At 61.3% G+C, this 22,774-nt stretch carries 24 protein-coding genes; 14 read left to right on the top strand and 10 right to left on the bottom strand.

Annotated features, from left to right (window positions below; all coding sequences use genetic code 11):
- Together ACOH1Z_RS07000 and ACOH1Z_RS06995 are read right to left on the bottom strand one after the other, a co-directional pair.
- Nucleotides 1–1,101, bottom strand: coding sequence for a CU044_5270 family protein (locus ACOH1Z_RS07000; RefSeq protein WP_449647724.1), 1,101 nt, complete (start codon nucleotides 1,099–1,101; stop codon nucleotides 1–3).
- Entirely contained in the window at nucleotides 1,067–1,648 is a 582-nt protein-coding gene (locus tag ACOH1Z_RS06995) for an RNA polymerase sigma factor (protein ID WP_449647723.1), read from the bottom strand. Before ACOH1Z_RS06995 ends, ACOH1Z_RS07000 begins: the two co-directional genes overlap by 35 nt.
- A 134-nt stretch (nucleotides 1,649–1,782) precedes the next feature.
- Here ACOH1Z_RS06995 and ACOH1Z_RS06990 point away from each other — a divergent pair, with 134 nt between their 5' ends.
- The 4 genes from ACOH1Z_RS06990 to ACOH1Z_RS06975 all read left to right on the top strand — a co-directional run bounded on the left by ACOH1Z_RS06990 (nucleotide 1,783) and on the right by ACOH1Z_RS06975 (nucleotide 4,505).
- A complete protein-coding gene (locus tag ACOH1Z_RS06990) occupies nucleotides 1,783–2,088 on the top strand; it encodes a helix-turn-helix domain-containing protein (RefSeq protein WP_449647722.1) in 306 nt (101 codons plus the stop codon).
- Nucleotides 2,085–3,434, top strand: coding sequence for a type II toxin-antitoxin system HipA family toxin (locus tag ACOH1Z_RS06985; RefSeq protein WP_449647721.1), 1,350 nt, complete (start codon nucleotides 2,085–2,087; stop codon nucleotides 3,432–3,434). The genes ACOH1Z_RS06990 and ACOH1Z_RS06985 overlap by 4 nt, the downstream gene beginning before the upstream one ends.
- A 133-nt stretch (nucleotides 3,435–3,567) precedes the next feature.
- Complete coding sequence (locus ACOH1Z_RS06980; RefSeq protein WP_449647720.1) at nucleotides 3,568–3,861, top strand: hypothetical protein; 294 nt, start codon at nucleotides 3,568–3,570, stop codon at nucleotides 3,859–3,861.
- 38 nt (nucleotides 3,862–3,899) lie between these two features.
- Nucleotides 3,900–4,505, top strand: a complete 606-nt coding sequence (locus tag ACOH1Z_RS06975; RefSeq protein ID WP_449647719.1) for a dihydrofolate reductase family protein — start codon at nucleotides 3,900–3,902, stop codon at nucleotides 4,503–4,505.
- 44 nt (nucleotides 4,506–4,549) lie between these two features.
- On the opposite strand, the gene ACOH1Z_RS06970 is transcribed toward ACOH1Z_RS06975, so the two are convergent.
- Both ACOH1Z_RS06970 and ACOH1Z_RS06965 read right to left on the bottom strand, forming a co-directional pair.
- Complete coding sequence (locus tag ACOH1Z_RS06970) at nucleotides 4,550–5,092, bottom strand: dihydrofolate reductase family protein (RefSeq protein ID WP_449647718.1); 543 nt, start codon at nucleotides 5,090–5,092, stop codon at nucleotides 4,550–4,552.
- Between the two features lie 37 nt (nucleotides 5,093–5,129).
- The gene (locus tag ACOH1Z_RS06965; RefSeq protein ID WP_449647717.1) at nucleotides 5,130–5,876 is read right to left on the bottom strand and encodes a dienelactone hydrolase family protein; all 747 of its coding nucleotides are present in this window, start codon (nucleotides 5,874–5,876) and stop codon (nucleotides 5,130–5,132) included.
- A 338-nt stretch (nucleotides 5,877–6,214) separates the two neighbouring features.
- Here ACOH1Z_RS06965 and ACOH1Z_RS06960 point away from each other — a divergent pair, with 338 nt between their 5' ends.
- Genes ACOH1Z_RS06960 through ACOH1Z_RS06950 form a run of 3 tightly spaced genes read left to right on the top strand, consistent with a single transcriptional unit; the run spans nucleotide 6,215 to nucleotide 8,503 of the window.
- Nucleotides 6,215–6,544: a PadR family transcriptional regulator gene (locus tag ACOH1Z_RS06960; RefSeq protein WP_449647716.1), complete on the top strand. Its 330-nt coding sequence runs from the start codon at nucleotides 6,215–6,217 to the stop codon at nucleotides 6,542–6,544.
- The gene (locus tag ACOH1Z_RS06955; protein WP_449647715.1) at nucleotides 6,541–7,683 is read left to right on the top strand and encodes a hypothetical protein; all 1,143 of its coding nucleotides are present in this window, start codon (nucleotides 6,541–6,543) and stop codon (nucleotides 7,681–7,683) included. Before ACOH1Z_RS06960 ends, ACOH1Z_RS06955 begins: the two co-directional genes overlap by 4 nt.
- A 7-nt stretch (nucleotides 7,684–7,690) precedes the next feature.
- Complete coding sequence (locus ACOH1Z_RS06950; RefSeq protein WP_449647714.1) at nucleotides 7,691–8,503, top strand: shikimate 5-dehydrogenase; 813 nt, start codon at nucleotides 7,691–7,693, stop codon at nucleotides 8,501–8,503.
- A 46-nt stretch (nucleotides 8,504–8,549) separates the two neighbouring features.
- Here the strand turns inward: ACOH1Z_RS06950 and ACOH1Z_RS06945 are convergent, their stop codons facing one another.
- A complete protein-coding gene (locus ACOH1Z_RS06945; RefSeq protein ID WP_449647713.1) occupies nucleotides 8,550–9,116 on the bottom strand; it encodes a GrpB family protein in 567 nt (188 codons plus the stop codon).
- A gap of 109 nt (nucleotides 9,117–9,225) precedes the next feature.
- On the opposite strand from ACOH1Z_RS06945, the gene ACOH1Z_RS06940 reads away from it, so the two are divergent.
- Nucleotides 9,226–9,585 (top strand): ArsR/SmtB family transcription factor, encoded by a 360-nt coding sequence (locus ACOH1Z_RS06940; RefSeq protein ID WP_449647712.1) that lies wholly within the window; start codon nucleotides 9,226–9,228, stop codon nucleotides 9,583–9,585.
- Nucleotides 9,582–10,010, top strand: a complete 429-nt coding sequence (locus tag ACOH1Z_RS06935) for an SRPBCC family protein (RefSeq protein ID WP_449647711.1) — start codon at nucleotides 9,582–9,584, stop codon at nucleotides 10,008–10,010. Before ACOH1Z_RS06940 ends, ACOH1Z_RS06935 begins: the two co-directional genes overlap by 4 nt.
- A 35-nt stretch (nucleotides 10,011–10,045) precedes the next feature.
- Here the strand turns inward: ACOH1Z_RS06935 and ACOH1Z_RS06930 are convergent, their stop codons facing one another.
- From ACOH1Z_RS06930 to gabT, 4 genes are all read right to left on the bottom strand, one after another.
- Nucleotides 10,046–11,182, bottom strand: coding sequence for a class I SAM-dependent methyltransferase (locus ACOH1Z_RS06930; protein WP_449647710.1), 1,137 nt, complete (start codon nucleotides 11,180–11,182; stop codon nucleotides 10,046–10,048).
- Nucleotides 11,175–11,354 (bottom strand): hypothetical protein, encoded by a 180-nt coding sequence (locus ACOH1Z_RS06925; protein WP_449647709.1) that lies wholly within the window; start codon nucleotides 11,352–11,354, stop codon nucleotides 11,175–11,177. Before ACOH1Z_RS06925 ends, ACOH1Z_RS06930 begins: the two co-directional genes overlap by 8 nt.
- Before the next feature lie 97 nt (nucleotides 11,355–11,451).
- Nucleotides 11,452–12,918 carry an NAD-dependent succinate-semialdehyde dehydrogenase gene (locus tag ACOH1Z_RS06920; RefSeq protein WP_449647708.1) on the bottom strand — a complete coding sequence of 489 codons (1,467 nt, stop codon included), beginning with the start codon at nucleotides 12,916–12,918 and terminating at the stop codon, nucleotides 11,452–11,454.
- Between the two features lie 33 nt (nucleotides 12,919–12,951).
- Nucleotides 12,952–14,328 carry a 4-aminobutyrate--2-oxoglutarate transaminase gene (gabT, locus tag ACOH1Z_RS06915; RefSeq protein ID WP_449647707.1) on the bottom strand — a complete coding sequence of 459 codons (1,377 nt, stop codon included), beginning with the start codon at nucleotides 14,326–14,328 and terminating at the stop codon, nucleotides 12,952–12,954.
- 160 nt (nucleotides 14,329–14,488) lie between these two features.
- On the opposite strand from gabT, the gene ACOH1Z_RS06910 reads away from it, so the two are divergent.
- The 3 genes from ACOH1Z_RS06910 (at nucleotide 14,489) to ACOH1Z_RS06900 (ending at nucleotide 19,844) form a co-directional block, all read left to right on the top strand.
- A complete protein-coding gene (locus tag ACOH1Z_RS06910; RefSeq protein WP_449647706.1) occupies nucleotides 14,489–16,048 on the top strand; it encodes a PucR family transcriptional regulator in 1,560 nt (519 codons plus the stop codon).
- A 117-nt stretch (nucleotides 16,049–16,165) separates the two neighbouring features.
- A complete protein-coding gene (locus ACOH1Z_RS06905) occupies nucleotides 16,166–17,530 on the top strand; it encodes an NAD-dependent succinate-semialdehyde dehydrogenase (RefSeq protein WP_449647705.1) in 1,365 nt (454 codons plus the stop codon).
- Between the two features lie 145 nt (nucleotides 17,531–17,675).
- Nucleotides 17,676–19,844 (top strand): ATP-dependent Clp protease ATP-binding subunit, encoded by a 2,169-nt coding sequence (locus ACOH1Z_RS06900; RefSeq protein WP_449647704.1) that lies wholly within the window; start codon nucleotides 17,676–17,678, stop codon nucleotides 19,842–19,844.
- 40 nt (nucleotides 19,845–19,884) lie between these two features.
- Here ACOH1Z_RS06900 and ACOH1Z_RS06895 read toward each other — a convergent pair whose 3' ends face one another.
- Nucleotides 19,885–20,721 (bottom strand): exodeoxyribonuclease III, encoded by an 837-nt coding sequence (locus tag ACOH1Z_RS06895; protein WP_449647703.1) that lies wholly within the window; start codon nucleotides 20,719–20,721, stop codon nucleotides 19,885–19,887.
- 120 nt (nucleotides 20,722–20,841) lie between these two features.
- Between ACOH1Z_RS06895 and pyrE the strand changes: the two genes are divergently transcribed.
- Together pyrE and ACOH1Z_RS06885 are read left to right on the top strand one after the other, a co-directional pair.
- Nucleotides 20,842–21,393: an orotate phosphoribosyltransferase gene (gene pyrE / locus ACOH1Z_RS06890; protein ID WP_449647702.1), complete on the top strand. Its 552-nt coding sequence runs from the start codon at nucleotides 20,842–20,844 to the stop codon at nucleotides 21,391–21,393.
- Nucleotides 21,390–22,733, top strand: a complete 1,344-nt coding sequence (locus ACOH1Z_RS06885) for a septum formation family protein (protein WP_449647701.1) — start codon at nucleotides 21,390–21,392, stop codon at nucleotides 22,731–22,733. The genes pyrE and ACOH1Z_RS06885 overlap by 4 nt, the downstream gene beginning before the upstream one ends.
- The last annotated feature ends 41 nt before the right edge of the window (nucleotides 22,734–22,774 follow it).

Below are 22,774 nucleotides of genomic sequence, written 5' to 3'. Positions count from 1 at the left end.
TCAGTCGGTGCGCGGCCTATTGGGGTCAGTGCACTGCCCACTGCCGAGGCCGTTCAGTGGTTCGCCGCCATTACCGCACAGTGAGCCGCCCGCTGGGGCCTCATCGACAACAGTTGTGGTGACAGCTGTCCACCCGGTAACTTCTCCCGCAAACACCGGAACTAACTTGCTGTCGATAAGCTTCACAGTGCGCTCACCGATGAGGAGCCCCGTATCGGGATCGATGATGATTTCATGAAGAAAGCCGTCCTTCTCTTCGCGGCCGAAGGCGACTCCGGTTCGGCCGTTCAGTGTGGCTGCCTCATCGGTGATTTCAACGCCAGGAATCCCCGCCGCGGCTCGATAAAGCGCGGCACGAAGCTCGGCTGGAACCACTCCAGTACGCAGCGTTGTGGAAATAAAATCGAAGGCCTGTCCGTCGGCGCTAACCCCGTGGCCTGCGGTGACCCGATAGATGTAGTTGAGCAGCCGCTGGGGGTCGCGCGGCAGCTCATCCAATCTCCAGTCGCGTGGTTTCGAATTGTCGAAACCGCCGTACGGCGCCCGGCTGATTTCCTCCTTATCGAAGGTTGCCCGAGCAGCTTCCTGCGCCTCCTCTTCGAAGCCTTCACCAAAGACCTTGATCGCGGATCGCGGTTCAGTTACGAGAACCCAATCGTTTGTGTGGTCGGCAGGAATATACAGTTGTGAGTTTTGGGTTCCTAGATAGGCAAAGTGCTCCCAATCCGCATTCTGGACCTGGCCCATGAATACCGCCTCGGTGTCGACCTTCAAGTACTTCCCTGCCCCGACGACGGGATCGGAGTTCTGGATGGCCGCGGCAGCAGCATCGCTGAGCGCGGATGCGGCAGCAGCATCCGCCCCACCTCTCCAGCCAGCCAAGCCGAGCACGTCGGTGAATACGAGAGTGGCCACGAGTGCGCCAGCGGCGAGAGCGCTGGTGCCGCCGAAGAACGCAAAGCGCTTTTTAGAGCTGGGCTTAGCGATTGCTGGCTGTGATCCGATGTGTTCGACCAGACCTCGTCGACCGCGGCTCAGAGCCTCGGCAGACGGATCCGCGACATCCTTACCGAACGATCGGAGCTGTTGAAGTTCGTCCACGATCCACCTCCTGTGCCGGCGTGATGCCAGCAGATTGGCGCAGCACTCGCCGCGCGCGATTGAGACGTGACCGAACAGTCCCGACGGGAATGTTCAAGGCGAGTGCGACGCCCTCATAGTCGAGGTTGCCCCACGCATACAGCAGCAGTGCATCCCGGTCGCGAGCAGGCAGTTTGCGAATTGCCCCTGCCAGAGCCCGAATCGAGAGGTCGGCGTCGAGGCGATCGTCGTGATCCTCGATGACCGTCGCCGGAGGCCCCGAGGCGACGACCGCGCGCAAGAACCGCGCTTCCGACCCCCGCTGTTTGCGGATCAGCACTGTTGCGATCCCGAGCAGCCACGGCAGAGCACTCGCGAAGGCGCTATCGAAGCGGTTGCGCCGCTCAAAAGCGACCAAGAAAGTCTCGGCCATGATGTCATCCGCAGTGTCGACGCCCGCTCGCCGTGCCGCATACCGATAGACGGATGTCGCATGGCGGTCGTACATCTCGGCGAAGACCGCAGGGTTATCCCACGACCTCCGGATGATCTCGTTATCGCTAGTCACACTAGGTATTGCCCGATTGCTTGAATTAAGTTCACGATTGGCTCCTCAGGTGAGCGTAGCGCAGTGTCCATCTGAGGCACAGCCCGCTCCTAATGCCATAGAGATAGCTTTTAAAGTTGTTAAATGATACTCTTATGGCATTAGGGAGGATCCTCGTGGCGTACAACATCGACAAGCAGCAGGCGACGTTCGGCGAATCCCTGCGTTCGTGGCGGATGGTGCAGGGGCTCACTGCTCAGCAGGTGTGCGAACGCGCCGACATTTCTCTCGTGACTTTGCGCAAGTTGGAACGCGGTGATGGATCGGTTCGTCTTGAGGCTGCGTTTCAGGTTGCACGTGCGCTCGGCATCCTCGAGAGCATTGTTGAAGGTGTGGACCCGCTGCGCACTGATCTTGGTCGTGCGCGCGCTAATCTCGTGAATCGAAAGCGCGCGCGATGACTGACGTAGAAGTGCATCTGAATCGGGATGGCGTGCCGGTTCTTGCTGGCGTCGCGCACTTCACTCGCGAACGCCAGAGTGTCACGACGACATTCGCTTACGAAGCTAGCTACCTCGCCGATGGAAAAAATCGGGCGATAGATCCGGGACTTCCACTGTTCTCGGGCAACCAATATGTGCCGCGGATGCCGGGAGCATTTTCAGACAGCGCACCCGACAGGTGGGGTCGTAATCTTCTGACGCGTCGCGAGCGACAGCTAGCCGCGGAAGAAGGCAGAACTGCTCGAACCTTCGACACTGTCGACTTCCTGCTCGGCGTAAATGATGAGACGCGGCAGGGCGCTCTACAATTCTCGAAAATCGGTAGTTCTGAGATGCTCTCTTCTCGGGTTGACGTGCCGAGACTGGTTGAACTTCCGGCGCTGCTGCGGGCGAGTGACGATGTTGGCGCTGACGATGATGGCACTGACGCATACAAAATACTTCTAGCAGCAGGGACTGCGTCGCTGGGTGGTGCGCGTCCGAAAGCTTCTGTGCGCCTCGCAAACGGGGCGCTTGCGATTGCGAAGTTTCCACATGCTCACGACGAGTGGGATGCGATGGCTTGGGAAGCTCTCTCCCTTGAGCTAGCCGAGCGTGCCGGCATCCCCGTTCCCTCTCGTGAACTTGTGAAGGTCGGCGAGCGGCATGTGCTCTTGGTGCAAAGATTCGATCGCGCCGAAACCAACAGGGTCGGTTATGTGAGCGCGATGACAGTGTTGGAAGCGCAGGATGGAGAGTCGGGTGACTATGTGGAGTTGGCGGAGACGCTAGCTGACCACTCGGCATACCTCAATAAGGACCGGCGAGATCTGTTCGACCGCGCAGTGTTGAACGTTGCTCTCCACAACACCGACGATCACCTGCGAAATCATGGGCTTGTTGAGACGGTCAGAGGGTGGAGGCTGAGCCCGGTTTTTGACGTGAACCCGAACCCTGCATTCGGTGAGGAGCGAGCAACCTCCATCGCAGGAGCAACCTCTGCGGTTGATGAGTGGGCCGGTTTGGTTGAGCTCGCATCAGCGTGCGGCCTGAGCGCAGTCGAGAGCCGTGAGCGTATCGCTCGCATTGTGACGGCCGTCGAATCATGGCCCCAGGTTGCAAGCACGTACGATATTCCCTCTTCAGAGCAGCAGAAGATGGCGGGAGTGATTGATGAGCGCATCGTGATGCTTCGTGCCTCTTCGCGGCAGGCTGTCGCTGCGTCGAACAATGGCGATGGCGCGTCAGCCATAGTTTCGGCTGAACCACCCCGCGGAAAGACCACACCTCAATCCAACTCGGGGTCGTTCGCGCCCGGCGGCTAGCCCTTTCCCTCCGAAGACAAGGAATGCTCGACGACGGTGAGGGTCACTGTTACGGTGGAAGCATTCGAGCAGGGTGATGAAGCCCCATCGGCTCCCGGCCCAGCGCAAAACCAAGACACGCGAAGGCGGACGCATGAGTCAGGCGATGCAGGTCCTCAGCGAAAAGTCGACCGGTGCGCTGAAGCCCGCGTACGCTGCACTATTTCTGGGAATCGTGACCGCGGCACTGTTCCCGCTGCCCGTTTTCGCGACAATTCTGGGACTAGCCGGGCTGGCCACCGCGCTCTATGCGCGCCAGGCCATTCGGAAGACGAGTTTTAGTGCCGGGACCGTGCCATCGCTGCTCGGAGCTGTGCTGAGCTCGATAGGCATTGTGAGCTGCGTCCCGTGGCTCTTCGCGATCATCATGATGGCGTTCGCCCGCTGACTGCAAACCAATAGCAACATCCGCCGAAGGAGTCGTAAATGCCGGAAACCACCTGCCACATGTCTATCTCGCTCGACGGGTTCGTTGCCGGGCCTGAGCAGAGCCGCGACAACCCTCTAGGCAAGCGCGGGCTTGAGCTTCACGGTTGGCATATCGGAGATGAGCGCGCGAATGACGCCGACGCGATTGCGGCCGACTGGCTCATGCGTCCGCGCGGTGCGTATGTCATGGGCCGCAATATGTTCGGGCCGATCCGCGGCGAATGGGAGTCAGACTGGCGCGGCTGGTGGGGTGCCGAGCCGCCGTACCACGCCCCAGTTTTCGTACTGACGCATCATCTGCACGAGCCGATCGAGATGGATGGGGGAACGACCTTCTACTTTGTCACCGACGGGTTCGATGCCGCCTATGCGCAGGCGCGTGAGGTTGCCGACGGCAAGGGCATTGATATCGCAGGTGGGGCCTCCACAGCTAGGCAAGCACTTCTCGCCGGGGTCGTTGACGAGTTGACGCTCGACATTGCTCCGGTGTTGCTTGGCGCTGGCGAGCGACTCTTCGACGGGATTGACACTTTTGGCTTCGAACCCGTCGAGGTTCTGCAATCGCCGCTGGCCACCCACATCCGCTACCGCCGAACCAGCTAGCTACGGGATGCGGCGGTGATGCCCTGTCGCGTTGGCGAGAGCGGCTACGCCTTGCCGACAGGAACGTAGCGCTCGGCTCGCACCCCCGAGGCGAACTCGGTGGTGCCGACGAGTTCCAGGTTGAGCGGCGCAGCGAGACCCTCGAATAGTCGGGGCCCGTGGCCCACGAGCGTCGGGGACACGATGAACTCATACTCGTCGATGAGTCCGGCGTCGGCCAGAGCGAGGGGCAGAGTGACGCCGCCGACGTACAGCCCGTCGCCCGGTTGCTCCTTCAGTTTCCTTATTGCGTCCACGGGGTCACCGGTGAGCGCTTCGGTGTTCCAGCCGTCCGGTTTGCGCGTGCTCGACACCAGATACTTCTTAGCCGCGTTGATCGATTCCTGAAACGGACGCATCCACGGCGGCAGGTCTTTCGCGGTGCGCCAAAACTCCATCAACTCGTAGGTGGTGCGGCCGAGGACGATCGCGTCGGCACGCGCGATGATCTGCGCTGAGTAGTTGTGAGATTCCTCGTCCGGAGTGCCGGCCGCATGATCGACGCAGCCGTCGAGCGAGACATTGATTGAATATCGGAGAGGTCGCACGCACTTAATCTGGCACGGTTCCCGCGATTCCGCTAGATCAGGCAGTTGCTTTCAGGTGGCAGTCGAAGAATGTTAGCGCGCTGGCGTGTTCGTGCCGCGGAACATCTGCATGTTTCCCGGCGTTCGCGTGCAGCGATTTGTCGGGGGAGCCGATGGCTGAATAGAGCCGCAGGGCGCTGTCTCGATCAACCAGCTCGTCATCCCACTGCATGACGAACTGCACGGGCGCGGTGGCTGCGGGGGCGAACTCGATGAGGCTATCGCCGGCCAGTCCGAGGACGGCTGCGCTGATCCGTGACTCGGTTGCTAACAGCGCGAACCCGATGGCCGCGCCGAGCGAGAGCCCCCAGTAGCCGATGCCGACGTCGTTGTCGCGGACGCCTTGCTGTTCGAGATCGTCGAGCAGCAGCATCCATTCGGGAACGGCTCGTCGCACTAGTTCGCGGTTGAGGGCACCCACCGCCTCGGCGACAGCCTCGGTACCCTGCTCATGTGCCGAGCGCATCTGGGCGATGAGGGTCTCTTCGGCGGGCGACTTTGGCCGGCTGCCATGGCCTGGTGCATCGAGAGCAACCGAGTCATAGCCTCTCGCGGCAAGTAGCTCAGCGCGAGCATGCACGTTGGGCGCTTGTGAACTTTGTCCACCTCCGTGAGCGATGAGGATGAGGGGGCGGGGTTCGGCGGAAGGGGAGTCGTGCCAGAGAACGCCAGTGATGTCATCGTTCAGGGTGAGAGTGCGGGCGGTTCTCCCCGGAGTCGGGGACGAATCGTGAATGTGCAACATGAAGCGGCGCCTTTCAGGGGCATCCGGATGCTTCGCTCACGTCAATCGAGCGAACCGCCTTTGTGGCTCGCAGCGAGTGGAGCGAGCACCCGACTATCGACAGGGACAGAAAAAATCGGACTCACCCCCTTGCCTATGTGCGTAAGCGTAAAGACTGCGGACTTCGACATTAGCGCCGGCTGGAACCGCTCACAATGGTTCTCGGTGAAACTTTCCGCCCGAAGGGGAACCGCGTTCGCCGCGAACGTTTCGACGGCTGAAGCAACCCCAACGTGTGGTGATTACTGACCCTCGCACTGGGGCGGGAGAGACTATCTCTATATAGCTAGTTTTGAACCATGCAGCCATTGACTCGGGTTACCCCCGCCACCATCGACGTACTGCAAACGTTCGTCGAATCATCCGACGCTCTCTGGGGGCTGCGAGTAATTAAGGAAAGCGGTCGCCCCGCAGGGAGTGTGTACCCGATCCTTGAGCGGCTGGAATCTCTGGGATGGGTCGCTTCTCGCTGGGAGGAGGATGACTCGCGGTCAGGTCCGCGGCGTCGCTACTACGAGCTCACCGATGGTGGGGCGGTTGCTGCTCGTGCGGCGATTGCAGCATTCGTTGCGGCCCGACGTCCGAAAGCTGCTCCCAGTGTTATTGCCACTTCGGCGGTGACAGCATGAGCGCCTTCTCGACATTAATCGTGCGCGTCGCTGCAGCACTTCTGCCGCCGGAATCGCGCGCTAGGCACCGGGAGCAATGGCTCGCAGATTTGCGGGATGCGCCTGAAGTGGGCATTGGGACAGCGGAAATCGCGGCGGGTTCAATGGCATTCGCCATGGCTCATGGCCGCGCGCTCCCCAATCTAGGCTCGTCGCGCGGGTGGACCGTAACCACCCGAGCAAGGCTTGCAGTCGGGCTTTCCTTGAGCTTCGCCGTGTTGGCGATCAGTCAGGTATCCACTTTCAGCGCAGGTGGACTCACCGGCAACACGGCCTATGACTTCATCACGTTCACCGCGTCGATGCTCCTGCTCGCTTTCGGGATCGTCGCACCGATACTGGCTCTGATCTTGGCCTTCGGTACTGCAGGCATCACACGCCGGATACGTCTTGCCGTGGCTCTTCTCGTCATGGCGAGCACCGCTGCTGTCTTTTCGGGCGCGTACGGCGTGCAATTCTGGTGGATTTCCGTGCCGTGGCCCTTTACGCCGGGAAGCTTGATCTATCCACTGGCGATCGCTCTCGTTGCTGTTGCTTGCAGAGTGGCGTGGCGAGAACTTCGCCCGGCCGAACCGACTCCGTCACGGCGCATGCGACCCGAACTCTTGCTCGCTTCGGTCGCGGGCGGGCTCATCGTCGCGACAGCGGCCATCGTTGGTTTTCTTCACGCGAGTGCGCTCTGGGATGCCCGCACTCCGCTCATGTTTGGGCTCCCCTTTACTGAATCCAATCGAGCATTCTTTGAAGATTGGATGACGCACGAGGTGCAATTCGAAAGTCAGGTGACGACAGTTCTCAGAGTGTGGATCGTCATCGGAGTCGCCGGCGCGGTTGTCGTTGCTTTGTTCGGGCTCGGCCGGTGGGCGACGATCCGTCGGGTATTGGCGCTTTCTTTCGGAGCGCTGAGCCTCGTTCTCCTTTCCTACGGGTCAATTCTTGTTTTTCTGAACCTCGGGTCTTCAGATGTCGCGGTGACCCAGCCTGTTGAATTGCTGACGATCATCGCGCGGTGGACCCTTGTGCTCTTGATTGTGGCCATGGTCGGCGGCGAGCGGGACACCGAGAAGGCACGGCGCCAACTGCAATCTGCGCGGCCATAATGGGTCAATGCCGATCCTGAACAAAGACATGACGTTGTGCATCTCGCTGGCGGCGCGGCCCTCCAACCTCGGCACGCGCTTTCACAACTATCTGTACGAAGAGCTGGGTCTGAACTTCGTCTACAAAGCCTTCACGACGAGCAAGATTGAGGATGCCATCGCCGGAGTTCGCGGCCTGGGCATCCGGGGTTGTTCCGTTTCGATGCCGTTCAAAGAGGCAGTGCTTGAACTCGTGGATGTTGTCGAGCATTCGGCCGCGGCGATCGAGTCGGTGAACACGATCGTGAACAATGACGGCGTGCTCACGGCATCCAACACCGACTATGAAGCTGTCGCGGATCTGATCGCACGCCACCAGCTTGACCCGAGTGTGTCGGTGCTGGTCCGCGGATCGGGTGGCATGGCGAAAGCGGTCGTCGCCGCCTTCCACGGTGCCGGCTTCACTGATGTGACAGTGCTCGCTCGCAACGTCGAAGCGGGCAACGCGATCGCGACGAAGTATGGCTACCGCGCCGTGAGCGTCGACCCGCAGCCAGGCCACGCGGTGATCGTCAACGTCACCCCGCTCGGGATGGCAGGAGACGACGCCGACGAACTCGCGTTCACGCCCGATCACATCCGCGCCGCACAGACGGTGTTCGATGTGGTGGCGTTCCCGGCCGAGACTCCGCTCATTCGGGCCGCTCGGGCTGCCGGAAAGCTCGTCATCACGGGCGCCGAAGTCATCGCACTCCAGGCCGCGGCGCAGTTCGTTCGCTACACCGGTGTTACGCCGACGCCGGAGCAGATTGAGCGCGCATCGGCGTTCTCGCGAGAGTAGGAATCGGGGCGTAAGTACGGCGTCTGCCACGGGATCGCCGCGGGAATTAGTGGCCGCGTGTCGCCCGGGCTCGTGCTTTGATCGCCAGGATGACGTCAGTCTTGGCGTCGGCATAGTCGTTCATGTCATCCCACTGCTTGCTGAGCAAGTTCCTCTTGGTGCTCTCGTAGAGGGCGCGGTCTTTCGCATCGGAACGGAGATGATCGCGAAGGAGAAGGTAGTCGTCGACGGCAGGGTCGTCGTGTTCGAAGACGTGCACGTGCACATCGCGTGCTGTCGTGCGCACTAGGCGATGTCTCGGTTCGCGGACACGCAGTTCATACCCAGCGTCCAACAGGGCATCTAGGTGGTCCTCTTCGGTGGTGATGTCGTCTACCGTGACCACGATGTCGATGATCGGCTTCGCTGCCAGTCCGGGGACGGACGTGGAGCCGATGTGATGGATCCCGATCTCCCCGATTGTGGAAGCATCCATGATCTGCCGCCGGTGTTCTCGGTAGCGAGTTGCCCAGCGTTGGTCATAGCTGTGGAGTTTGAGCGTGAGCACTTCGACTCCGCCGACAAGTTCGACTGATGTGACATCGGGATGGCGCGGCTTACGCATTGTGCTCATAGAGTCATTCTCTCAACGGCGGTCAACGCGGGCCTTGACAGTGATCAGAGAACTGCTATATTCAACTAATCAGTTCTAAACCATACGGTTGAATAAATAATGGGATGTCATGGCCACCGACCAGCTCAGTCGCACATTTGCGGCTCTCGCCGACCCAACGCGGCGTGCGATTTTGGCGCGGTTGTCAGCGAACGAAATGACCGTCGGTCAGCTGGCGGAGCCGTTTTCGATGAGCTTCGCGGCTGTTTCCAAACACCTTCGAGTGCTCGAAACTGCTGGACTTATTGTTCGGAGTCGCGACGCGCAGTATCGTCCGGCGGCTCTCGACGCTAGACCGTTAGCAGAAGCCAACGCATGGATTGCCGATTACGCCCAGTTTTGGGCCGCAAGCTTCGATGCCCTAGGTGAGTACCTCACGGAAATCACCCGAGCTGAAAAAGAAACGAACGAAAGAGGAGAAAACTTATGAGTAGCCCGGTCAGCATCACGCGCACCTTCGACGCAACGCCTGAGCAAGTATTTGACGCTTGGACCACTCCTGCAGCGTTCGCAGTGTGGTTCGGCACAGCGGCGATCGCTGTCGACGACATAGAGATGGACGTTCACGTTGGTGGAGCATGGAAAGCAACAATGCACTTGCCAGATGGCAGCCTCAAACACTGGGTTGGTGAATATACCGAGGTAGATCGCCCAACTCGGCTCGCCCTCACACTGACAGACGAGCCATCCGAACCCGCTGGCGAACCGGTCACCGTCGACATCGTTGCCGTCGAGAACGGCACAGAGATGACGATGGTGCAGTCAGGCGAACATTTCGACGACGCCGGAAAGGCAGCAGTCACGGCCGGATATACAGCATTCTTCGACGACATGGAGAAACTGCTCGCCGGTTAGGTATTGGCGATTGGCTAGCAGCGCCGCCTATAGCCCTACTCCCGCACCGAAACTGTCACGGTGAACTTGCTGTTGCGTCCGGCCTGGCGGGTGGGGCCGACGGTGCGGTTCAGGTAGTCGCGATACCCGAGGTGCGTATTGAAAACGACCCACAGTTCGCCGCCGGGTTTGAGCACACGGCGGGCGTCAGCCAGCATCCGCAAAGCAACGCCGGCATGCACTGTGGCACCGCTGTGGAAAGGCGGATTGCACACAATCAGGTCAGCACTGGCTGTCGGCCGTTCGGTGAGGGCGTCTTCGCGCGCGGCCTCGACCCGCGCTCCAACACCGTTCGCGTCGGCCGTTTCTCGGGTCGATGCCACAGCAGCAATGGACTGGTCGATGGCGATGACCGAAAGTTCCGGGCGGGCAAGCGCAAGAGATGTCGCGAGAACACCGGTGCCGCTGCCGAGGTCGATCGCACTCGTCGCATCCGCCTTCATCTCGGGCAGGAACGTCAGCAGGAATCGGGTGCCGAGGTCAAGGGTGGCGCCAGCAAATGCTCCACCGTGGGCACTTACCGTAAGCTCATCGACCGGAATCTCGGGCTCGCGCAGCACCGACGTCGCCGGGTAGCGCAGATCATCCGCGGGGTGACGGGCGCCGACAGCGGTCAGGGTGCGCGATTTTTGGCGAGCGCGGCCCGCCGATACGTCGTTGAACGAACGAGCCAAGACCTCATTCATGCTCAACGTCATGTGCTTGAGGCGACCGCCCCCAATGACGGCCACATCGTGCGCGGCGAAGCGTGCAATCGCCTGTGCCCACTCGTCGAGCTCGGCAAGGCTGCGCGGCAACTGCATCAACACGAGTCGGGCCCCAGAAAGAAGCGACTCGTTAAGGGTGTGTGACTCGTAGCTGTCCGCAAGTTCGCCAGCATTCGACGCCAACGCGAGTTCGCCCACAAGAGAATCTTGGAAAACACGGATGCCGCGGCATCCGCTCAGCGCAGCTGCCCCCAGAGTGAGCGCCCCATAGTTGTCGCCCATAACCACGAGTTCACCGGCTTGAAGGTCGGAGAGTTCGCTTGCCGCTTCGTCGAGAATCAGCCGATCGCTCGCATCCACCGCAAACAGGTTCGGAGCTTCGAGGTCGGGCCAGCGTCGCAGAGTGTCGAAAAGGTGGTCAGACATGGAGAGCTCTTTCGGTGGCACGGCACCGCAGCAAGGCTGAGCGGCTGACGCCAATCGTAGCCGAGCGCTGTGCCGCGACCCGGCTCACGGCATCCGTCGACAGCGGCACGACCGCATCGGCGGTGCCACCGTTAACCCAGAAAGCGAGCAGCCCCGGCACTAGTGGGGCCACTCGCTCACGGGAATCTAGTTGTAGCCGCGTGTGATGTGGGGCTCGTCAACGCACAGAGGGCATTCCTCTAGATGTGTTGACGGCTGACAATCGCACATTAGCTGTTGGGGACGAGCGTGTACTTAGTAGAGAGGTACTCGTGGATGCCCTCCGAGCCGCCTTCGCGACCGATGCCGGACTGCTTCACTCCGCCGAAGGGTGCTGCTGCGTTGGAGAGCACGCCAACGTTGAGGCCCATCATTCCGGTGTCGAGAGCATCGATCATCCGGTTTCCGCGAGCCAGGCTCTCGGTGAACACATACGATACGAGACCATATTCGGTGTCGTTCGCAAGGCGCACGCCTTCCGCCTCATCGGTGAACTCCACAATCGAGACAACCGGCCCGAAGATTTCTTCGCGCAGGATCTCGCTGTCGGCAGGAACGCCCGAAACGATCGTGGGCTCATAGAAGCTCCCATCGCCTTCGACGCGCTTGCCGCCGGCCACGAGAGTCGCACCGCGCTTCACGGCATCCTGAACCAACTCGTCGGCCTTGTCGACAGCCTTGTCATTAATGAGCGGGCCGATGGTGACGCCATCTTCGGTTCCGCGACCGATCTTCATGTCGGCAACGCGGGCGGCGATCTTCTCTGCGAACTCGGCAGCTACCGAGCTGTGCACAATGAAGCGATTAGCTGCAGTGCAGGCCTGACCGATGTTGCGGAACTTGGCCGCCATCGCGCCGTCTACTGCCTTGTCGAGGTCAGCATCGTCGAAGATAACGAACGGGGCGTTGCCGCCGAGTTCCATCGAGGTGCGAAGAACGTTCTCTGACGCCTGCTTGATGAGCGCCTTGCCGACAGGAGTGGATCCGGTGAACGAGAGCTTGCGCAAACGCGAGTCCGCGATGATCGGCTCGGACACGGCGGACGAGCTCGAGGTCGTGACGACGTTGAGCACGCCAGCCGGCAGCCCTGCCTCTTCGAAGAGCTTCGCCAAGAACAAAGTGCTGAGGGGCGTGAGCGCTGCTGGCTTCACGACAACCGTGCAGCCAGCGGCCAGCGCGGGTGCAATCTTGCGCGTCGCCATAGCTAGCGGGAAGTTCCACGGCGTAATAAGGAAGCTCGGCCCGACCGGACGCTGCGACACGATCATGCGACCGGTGCCTTCAGGCGTGTTGCCGAAACGGCCCGAGATGCGCACAGCCTCTTCGCTGAACCAGCGCAAGAACTCGCCACCGTAGGTGACTTCACCATTGGCCTCGGCAAGCGGCTTGCCCATCTCGAGCGTCATCAGCAGGGCGATGTCGTCGCGGTGCTTCTGCACGAGGTCGAAAGTGCGACGCAGAATCTCGCCACGCTCGCGAGCGGGCGTCGCGGCCCACGAATCCTGAGCGGCAACCGCGGCGTCGAGTGCCCGCATGCCGTCTTTTGCCGAGGCATCCGCAATGGTGCGGATGACCTTTCCGGTAGCCGGGTCAGTCACGTCGAGCGTCTTGCTGCCTGTCGCGGCAACCCACTCACCGCCGATGAACAACTGGTTCGGCACTGCTTCAAGAAGCTGGGTTTCGGTGGAGTTCGTCATACGGTGTACACCTTTCGTGGTGGGAAGTTGAAGCTATGCCTTGGCGAGGGCGTCGCGGATGACGTCGAGTCCGTCGGCAATCAGTTCATCTGAGATCGACAGCGGGGGCAAGAAACGGATGACGTTGCCATAAGTTCCACAGGTAAGAACGACGACACCGGCAGCGTGCGCTGCAGCCGCAACCTTCGACGTGAGGGCCGCGTCGGGTTCTTTCGTGGTGGGGTCGACGAGTTCCATGGCGATCATGGCGCCACGGCCACGAACATCTCCGATGCGGGGGTCGCCGGCGCGGAGCCCGTTGAGGCGGCCGCGGAAGGTGGTTCCGATTTCGCGGGCACGGTCAACGGCGCCCGACTCTTCGAAGGTGCGGATCGTGGCGAGTGCTGCGGCACAGGCGATGGGGTTTCCCCCGTACGTTCCGCCGAGTCCGCCAACGTGGGCGGCATCCATGACATCGGCACGGCCGGTGACAGCCGAAAGTGGAAGTCCGCCGGCGATGCCCTTGGCGGTCACCATGATGTCGGGAACGAGGTTCTCATGGTTTGAGGCGAACATGTCTCCGGTGCGAGCGAAGCCGGTCTGCACTTCGTCAGCAATGAAGATCACGTTGTTGGCTGTGGCCCACTCGGCGAGTGCCGGGAGGAATCCGGGGGCTGGCTCAATGAAGCCACCCTCGCCCTGGATGGGCTCGATGATGATCGCAGCGAGGTTGCTGGCGCCAACCTGCTTCTCGATCTGCAGGATGGCGCGGGCTGCGGCATCCTCACCACTGATTCCGCCATCGCGGAACGGGTACGACATTGGCGCGCGGTAGATCTCGGAGGCGAACGGACCGAAGCCGCTCTTGTAGGGCATCGACTTGGCGGTGAGGCCCATCGTGAGGTTGGTGCGGCCGTGGTACGCGTGGTCGAAGGCAACAACGGCCTGCTTGCCGGTGAAGTAGCGGGCGATCTTGATCGCGTTCTCGACGGCTTCGGCACCCGAGTTGAAGAGTGCGGTGCGCTTCTCGTGCGTGCCGGGGGTGATCTCGTTGAGCTTCTCGGCAACCTCGATGTAGCTTTCGTAGCCGTTGATCATGAAGCAGGTGTGGGTGAACTGGGCGACCTGCGCGGTCACGGCTTCGACAACGGCGGGTGCCGAGTTGCCGACACCGGTCACGGCGATGCCGGAACCAAAGTCGATGAGGGTGTTGCCGTCAACGTCGCGAACGACGCCGCCGCCCGCTGCTTCGATGAAGACGGGGAGGGTGATTCCGATCGCTGCGGCGACGGACTGCTTTTTGCGCTCAAGCAGTTCGAGCGAGCGGGGACCAGGGATCGCGGTAACGAGGTCGCGCTTCTGCGGAAGCGAGGGGCCGCCAACCGGGGCCGTGGGAGCGAGGGCCGTGGGGGTGGGAGAAGAAGTAGACATGGCCACCGGTATCCAATCTGTGTAGACGATGTTTGATCGCGCAGGCGAGCTGCGGCGTGCAAACGTTTGGTTCAACTTAGTGCGCGGATGTCCGGCACAACAGGCACAAACTGGCACTCTTTGCAGCCAGAACTGACAGAATGGCAGAAGGAGGATTGCCATGCCCACACCCCTCGCCGACGTGATCGCGACCGAGCGACTTGCGCTGCGCCCACTCACCGCCGCTGACACCTTCGAGCGCACCGTCACGTGGGTGCATAACTCCGACCTCGACGATCCAACTCCCTTCGTCACCGAGGGCCAATTGCTGCTCACGACCGGACGCCAATTCGTCGATAACGCCGCCCCGAATGCCGTGCCCGACTTCGATTCCTACGTCGCCAGGCTCACGGGCGCTGGTGTCGCGGCGATCGGTTTCGGCACCGAAGTGATTACCCACGGAGTGCCAGCCGGCCTCGTCGCCGCGTGCTCTGCCGCCGGGCTCCCGCTCTTCGAAGTGCCGTACCGCATTCCATTCATCGCCATCAGCCGCCTCGTCGCCGACAACGAAGCCGAGCAAGCGCGCGCCGGCTTCGACCGCGCCCTCGCCGCCCAGAATGACATCGCCAGCGCCGCCGTCGGCAAAGGCCGCCTGCCCGCCGCGGCCGCCAGCGCCGCCGAGCACCTCGACTGTGGCGTGTGGATCTTCGACGCCGACGGCGAGCTCATCAGCGACAGTTCCGAACCCCAACGCGGGGCGAAAGCCAGCCGTGCCTCCGCCAGCCGACCAGCGGATGCCGCCCCCGCCATCCGAAGTTCGGTCACGACCCTGCTGGGTCGGGCCCGTCGCGCGCGCGTCGTTGAGCAGTTGCCAGGTGAGCACCGCGTGGTGCAAACGCTTGGCCCGAGCGGACGCTTGTGCGGGGCCATCGCGTGGTCCCGCGACACCGAATTTGGGGCACTCGACAATTCGGTGATGACGGTGTTGGCGGCGCTCGCCGAGGTGTCGCTCGAGCAGACCGAAAATTTGCGGGTGGGGCATCGGGCGATTTTGGAGCAGTTGTTTCAGCTGCTGAAGGATGGGCGGGTCGACAGCGTGCGGCGTGCGGTGCGGGTGGCGGGCATCGACTTGCCGGCTGAACGGTTCGCGGTCGCGGCGCTGGAATTGAGTCAGACCACGGCGAGTATTCGCGACGTGCTTGAGCGTCGGGCCGCGCGCGCCGAGAGCACGTTTTTTGCGGTCGCCGACGGGAGGCACCTGCTCGTACTGATCGATGCGAGCCAGTTGCGGGCCGAGAAACGATTCTTTGTGGCGAACGAACTCACGGTTGGGCTCTCGACGGTGCTCGGTTGGAGTGAACTGACCGTCGCGATCACCCAGGCGGTGCGTTCGCTCGAGGCGGCACCGGCCGGAGCGATTACCGAATTCGACAGCCTCGTCGGCGAGAGTTTTTTCGGCCTGTTGGCCTCCAGCTCGGTGGCCGATATTGCTCACGCCCGCCTCGCCAGCGTCATCGAATCGGCCGACGGGCTCGCGCTGCTGCGGGCCGCGCAAGTGTGGCTTCGGCACAACGGGCAGTGGGATCCCGCGGCACGGGAGTTGGGCATCCACCGGCACGGTCTAAAGTCGCGCATGCAGCGGCTCGCCGACCTCACCAATCTGGGTCTCGACACCTTCCAAGGTCGCGCCGAGTTGTGGGCGATGTTAGCGGCGATTGACCTTGGTGATGCTGGTTCGTAGCGCTGCCGAAAACCGCCGCCCAAAAAATCTCACTTCCAATTTTTAGGTTTTCGCATGTAGCCTACGAACAATTCACGGCGGCGTCGCCGGACCTTTTCGAGCAGCGAGGAACCTCTCATGAAGACTTTTCAAGTGATCAATCCCTACACCGGAGAAGAGGGTGCCGCGCACCCCGCTGCGAGCGACGAGGTCATCGAGCAGATCGTCGCCGCCGCACACTCCGAGTACAACGGCGGAATGAACCGTGATCAGGTAAAAGAGCGCGCAGCAATCGTGACTCGCATCGCCGATTTGTTGGCTGAACGAGCCGACGAATTCGGCGAAATTATCGTTCGCGAAATGGGCAAGCCACTAGCCCAAGCGGTGGGTGAAGTTGAGTTCTCGGCCGACATTTTCCGCTACTTCGCCGACAACGCCGAAACCTTCCTCGCCGATGAGCAAATCCCGGCCGGTTCGGGTACAGCGTGGATTCGCAAGAGCCCGATCGGTCCAGTTTTGGGCATCATGCCGTGGAACTTTCCCATCTACCAGATCGCCCGTTTTGCCGGTCCAAGCATCATTCTCGGCAACCCCGTTTTGGTGAAGCCGGCCCAGCAGTGCCCCGAGTCATCTGCAGCGCTTGAAGCCCTCATTCATGAAGCCGGTTTGCCGGTCGGTGGCTACCAAAATGTGCTCGCCGACAACGACCAAATTTCCGCGATGATCGACGACCCGCGTATCCAGGGCGTCTCACTCACGGGCTCCGAGCGTGCCGGCGCAATCGTCGGTGCCGCAGCCGGAACCAACCTCAAGAAGAGCGTGCTCGAACTGGGCGGCTCCGACCCGTTCATCCTCATGTCGACCGATGACATGGATGCCACGGTTGAGGCTGCAGTAGCGGCCCGCGTCGATAACAACGGCCAGGCCTGCAACGGCGCCAAGCGCTTCGTCATCATCGACTCGCTCTACGAAGAATTCGCCGAGAAGTTCAGTGCCGCGATGGGCGCCATCACGGTCGGTGACCCCATGGAAGAGGGCACCGAGCTTGGCCCGCTGTGCTCGGTAGCCGCAGCGAAGGGCCTCGAGGAGCAGGTTGCTGAAGCGGTCGCCGCTGGTGCGACCCTGCGCGTCGGAACCGGCAAGCGCGACGGCACCAAGTTTGCGCCAGCCGTGCTCGAAAACATCAGCCCTGAGAACCCTGCGTACATCACTGAGTTCTTCGGACCGGTTGCTCAACTGCACCGCGTGGCTAGCGAAGAAGAGGCCATCGTGCTCGCTAACGCGACGCCATTCGGTCTCGGTTCTTACGTCTTCACGACGGATGCCGACCAGGCTGACCGCATCGCTGACGGCATCGATGCTGGCATGGTTTACATCAACGAGGTCGGCGCGGATGCTCCCGAGCTGCCATTTGGTGGAGTCAAGAACTCCGGCACCGGTCGCGAGCTTGGCTCGCACGGCATCGACGAGTTCATGAACCGCAAGCTGGTCAAGCGCCCGTAGCGCCGGACGCTGCACGAGAGAACTACCCTCGCCGGTAATGAGGCGAGGGTAGTTCTCTGTGAGCACACTGCATCCACCTAGCCACGAGCGCCGTCGCCGGTATAAACTTGAGTCGTCTTAACTCAACTTTTGTGGAGGGTTTGCAATGGCAAACATGCAGGGTGCCCCTGATACTGACGAAGAGCAAGAAACTGCTCTTGAGAAGTACGGCGTCAATCTCACCGAGATCGCGCGAAGTGGCAAGCTCGACCCCGTAATCGGTCGCGATTCAGAAATTCGTCGCGTCAGCCAAGTGCTCACGCGACGTACCAAGAACAACCCTGTTCTCATTGGTGAGCCTGGCGTCGGAAAGACGGCAGTGGTCGAGGGGCTCGCACAGCGCATCGTTGCTGGCGACGTCGCCGACTCGCTCAAAGGCAAGCAGCTCATTTCGCTTGACCTCGCCGCTCTCGTTGCCGGCGCGAAGTACCGCGGTGAATTCGAAGAACGCCTGAAGGCAGTCCTCAAAGAGATTAAAGAGTCTGACGGTGAAGTCATCACTTTCATCGACGAGCTCCACACCCTCATGGGCGCGGGCGGCGGCGAAGGATCAGTGGCGGCATCCAACATGCTCAAGCCAATGCTTGCGCGTGGAGAGTTGCGCCTGATCGGCGCAACAACTCTCGACGAATACCGCCAGTACATCGAGAAAGATGCCGCACTCGAACGACGCTTTCAGCAAGTGTTCGTTGGCGAACCATCCGTAGAAGACACCGTCGCGATTTTGCGCGGACTGAAAGAGCGTTACGAAGCGCACCACAAAGTGGCCATCGCCGACTCCGCACTAGTTGCCGCTGCCACCCTCAGCAATCGCTACATTTCGGGTCGCAAGCTGCCAGACAAGGCCATAGACCTGATTGATGAGGCTGCAAGCCGACTCAAGATGGAAATCGACTCCTCGCCGGTCGAAATCGACCAGTTGAAGCGTGCCGTTGACCGGTTGCGCATTGAAGAACTCGCGCTCAAGAAAGAAAAAGACGAAGCCTCCAAGGCACGGCTGGCGAAATTGCGCGAAGATCTCGCGGTTCAAGGCAAGCACTTGAGCGAACTCGAAGCGCGTTGGAAGATCGAAAAAGCGAGCCTCACCGGTGTTGGTGAACTCAAGACCCGGCTCAACGATGCCCGTATCGAACTCGACCGCGCTATGCGCGATGGGGAATACCAGAAGGCTTCCAAGCTCAACTACGAGACGATCCCCTCGATCGAGCAAGCCATCACGACCGCAGAGAGCAACGAGCCAACAGGGCCACGGATGGTCAACGATCAGGTGGCCGAAGAAGACATCGCCGCGGTAGTGGCTGCGTGGACTGGCATCCCGGTCGATCGCCTCACCGAGGGTGAGACCGAAAAACTGCTGCACCTCGAAGCCGAACTTGGCAAGCGATTGATCGGCCAGAAGGAAGCGGTGCAAGCCGTGTCAGAGGCCGTGCGCCGAACACGTGCAGGAATCTCAGACCCCGACCGACCCACAGGATCGTTCCTGTTCCTCGGTCCTACCGGTGTCGGAAAAACGGAACTCGCGAAGGCCCTCGCGCAGTACCTCTTCAACGACGAAAAAGCCCTCGTGCGTATCGACATGAGCGAGTACGGAGAGAAGTTCTCTGTCTCGCGTCTCGTCGGTGCGCCTCCCGGCTACATCGGCTTTGAGCAGGGTGGGCAGCTGACCGAAGCTGTGCGACGTCGGCCGTATTCGGTGATTCTGCTCGATGAGGTTGAGAAAGCGCATCCTGAAGTCTTCGACGTGCTGTTGCAGGTGCTCGACGACGGTCGTTTGACTGACGGTCAGGGCCGTACAGTCGACTTCCGCAACGTGATTCTGATCTTGACGAGCAACTTGGGCAGCCAGTTCATCACTGAACAGGCGCTGCCGTGGGAAGCTCGCAAAGAAGCCGTGAACGACCTTGTACGCAAGTCGTTCAAGCCTGAGTTCATCAACCGTCTCGACGACATCGTCGTCTTCCAGCCGCTCTCAACCGACGACCTGAGCCAGATTGTCGAGCTCGATATTGATCGACTCGGCAAGCGTCTTGTCGATCGCCGGCTTCAGTTGGCTGTGACTCCGGATGCTCGGACGTGGCTTGCGGAACGCGGCTACGACCCCATCTATGGTGCACGTCCGCTCCGCAGGCTGATGCAACGCGAAATCGATGACAGGCTCGCTAAGTCGCTCCTCGCCGGCGACATTCGCGATGGAGACACCGTTCTTGTTTCGCTTGCTTCTGATGGCGACGCGCTAGTTGTAACGCGGATGCAGCCAGGCAGCACGCAGAGCTAGGCGGCACGCAGAGCTGGGCGGCGGCGAGAGCCGGCAACACCTAAAGGAACATGGGCCGATCGTCATCGTTTTCGGTGTCGATCGCCAGGTCAACGACCACGGGAACGTGGTCGCTTGGGCTGTCGCCCTTGCGCTCTTCGCGATGAATCGACGCGTCCGTTACTAGAGCGTCAAACGCAGGCGACCCCATGATGAAGTCAATTCGTAGACCCTCATTGCGGGGAAAACGCAGTTGCTGGTAGTCCCAATAGGTGTAGCCCTCGATGCCGCGACTGCGCAGCGCGTCAATGAGGCCGGCCGTTTCGAATGCCCGAAAAGCGTTGCGCTCGGGCTCGCTCACGTGAGTTTTCCCCTCGAAAGCGGCCATGTCCCACACATCGATATCGAACGGGGCAATGTTGAAATCGCCCATCAAGGCGAGGGGTTGCTCAGGATGATCGCGCATCCAGTTCGTCGTCTGCGTGGCCAGATTGGCAAGCCATTCAAGCTTGTACGGGTAGTGCGGATTGTCGAGTTCGCGCCCATTAGGAACATAGAGACTCCACAGTCGCGCACCTTCGACCGTCACTCCAATGGCTCGTGCCTCAATCGGAATGGTCCCATCGTCAAGCGGCTTGCCGAAACCAGGTTGCGTGTCGAAGCCGACAGTCACGTCTTCCATGGGAAGTCGGCTGGCAAAAGCAACGCCATTCCATTGGTTCAGGCCGTGAAGCTCGACCTCATAGCCCGCTTCGGTGAAGGCATCGTAGGGAAACTGTTCTGGCTTGCACTTGATTTCCTGCATCGCCAAAACATCAACGTCTTCGCGGAGCATCCAGTCGACGACACGGCTAACGCGGGTTCGGATGGAGTTCACGTTCCAGGTGGCAATACGCATAGCTCAACGGTAATAGGTCTACCTCTACTCGCGCGCCGTTCACGCGACAATTGCGCACATCACGGCGGCTCTCACCAGACTCTTCTCTGGCACTGCGCCTCACATGGGTATTCTGTACGAGTGACCGACGCCAAGCAGCAGCTCATTGACTACATTTCCGCCGATGCCGTCTTCCACGGCGACTTCACGCTGACCAGCGGCAAGCAGGCGAGCTACTACGTCGACCTGCGCCGCGTGAGTCTCGACCATCGGGTTGCGCCGCTCATCGGTCAGGTGATGCTTGATCTCATCGCTGATATCCCTGACATCGCTGCCGTCGGTGGGATGACGATGGGTGCCGATCCTGTTGCTGCTGCGATCTTGCATCAGGGTGCCGCGCGCGGTGCGACGTACGACGCGTTCGTTGTACGCAAGGAGCCCAAGGATCACGGCCGCGGTCGTCAAGTTGAGGGCCCTGAGCTTGAGGGCAAGCGAGTAATCGTTCTCGAAGACACCTCTACGACGGGCGGATCCCCGCTAGCCGCCATCGAGGCTCTCGAGAAGGTCGGCGCAATCATCGCTGGTGTTGCCGTGGTCGTTGATCGTGACACGGGAGCGAAAGAGCGCATCGAGGCAGCGGGCTACCCATACTTTTCTGCGATCGGGCTTGGTGATCTGGGGCTGACTTCGTGACACCTGACGATAGGTCGACCGGCTCGGATGACGAGCAGCAGCCCCCTGAGCCCGTATTCAGCTGGGGGCTGACGCCAACCGAGCCCGAAAAGCCGGTCGAGCCCGAAAAGCCGGTCGAGCCCGAAAAGCCGGTCGAGCCCGAAAAGCCGGCCGAGCCAGCCGCTCCTGTCACCCCAGCGGTTCCCGGACTTCTCGTGTTGCCACCCGAACCCACCGCGATACCGGGCAGCGATGGCGAGCTTCCCGAGCTTGTATTGCCTGAGCCCGTGCAGCCAGGCCCGGTGCAGCCAAACCTCGAGCCGCCTGCACGCACTGAGCCGCCTGCCACTGAGGCGCTCTCCGTAGCCGATCTTCCGACGGGGCTCATGGACGTCTCCGATTTGCCAACGGGGCTCATGGACGTGGCCGATCTCCCCGCAAGCAATGCCAACGCACGTGACCTGCCAACTCAAGCGATCAGTTCGGCTGATCTGCCGACAGCGGCAATCAGTTCTGCCGATCTCCCTACGGCAGCGATGAATGCGGTGACGCGACGAGAACTGCGGATGCCTGCAGCGGTCGACCCAGCGCTGGAAGGGGCAACCGAGGTTCTTGGTGCGCATCCTGTTTCGCCCGCAGGCCCAGAGGACGAGTCAGTTGAGCACGATGCTGTTGGCGCGCTGTTTGGCGAAGAGCAGTTTGTCGAATACCAAGAGGTCTCACGCGGAGCATTGGTTCCTGCCGCGCTCAGCGCACCTCGGGTTCCTCAAGAACCGCGGCCACCGATCCCGCGAGGGCAGCTGATTGCGATCTCTATCGCCGCTGGGCTGGTGGCGGCACTTGCGCTCACTGCGCTTTTCTTAGCTGGCACCAAAATTGGTGATTCGTTGCCACCGGCCGCGGTCGCGACGCCGGTGCCCACCGACACGGCAAGCGCAGCGCCGACGGTAGGGCCATTGCCGTCAGGAACGTATGCGTGGAGTGCGCTGCTCGGCGGAGAATGCCTTGAACCGTTTGAATCGGCCTGGCAAGACGAGTACACCGTTATTGATTGCGCGCAGCCGCACGCCGCTCAACTCTTGATGGTTGGCCAGTTTGACGACGCGGTTTCGGCACCCTTTCCCGAAGTTGATGATTTAGTGGCCCGAACCACGACGTCATGCTCAACGGACGCGGTCATCAATTTTGCTGCCGCCCAGTCCTTTGCCGACCTCGAATTGGTGACGAGTTTCGCCCCCAACGCCAGCGATTGGGATGCCGGTCTCCGTGACTATTACTGTTTCGCCACCCGAAGCGGTTCCGAGGCTCTCACCGAATCTGTTGCGCAACCCCAGACTGCTGCAGCAGCAGAGGGCGAGTAGGCGGAGCTTCGCTCGCCGCTCTCACGGGTTCAGCGTTGCAG

The sequence above is a fragment of the Rhodoglobus sp. genome (assembly GCF_053580035.1).
The sequence above is the reverse complement of the archived record's forward strand: the minus strand, read 5'-3'. Positions and strand labels throughout refer to the sequence as shown.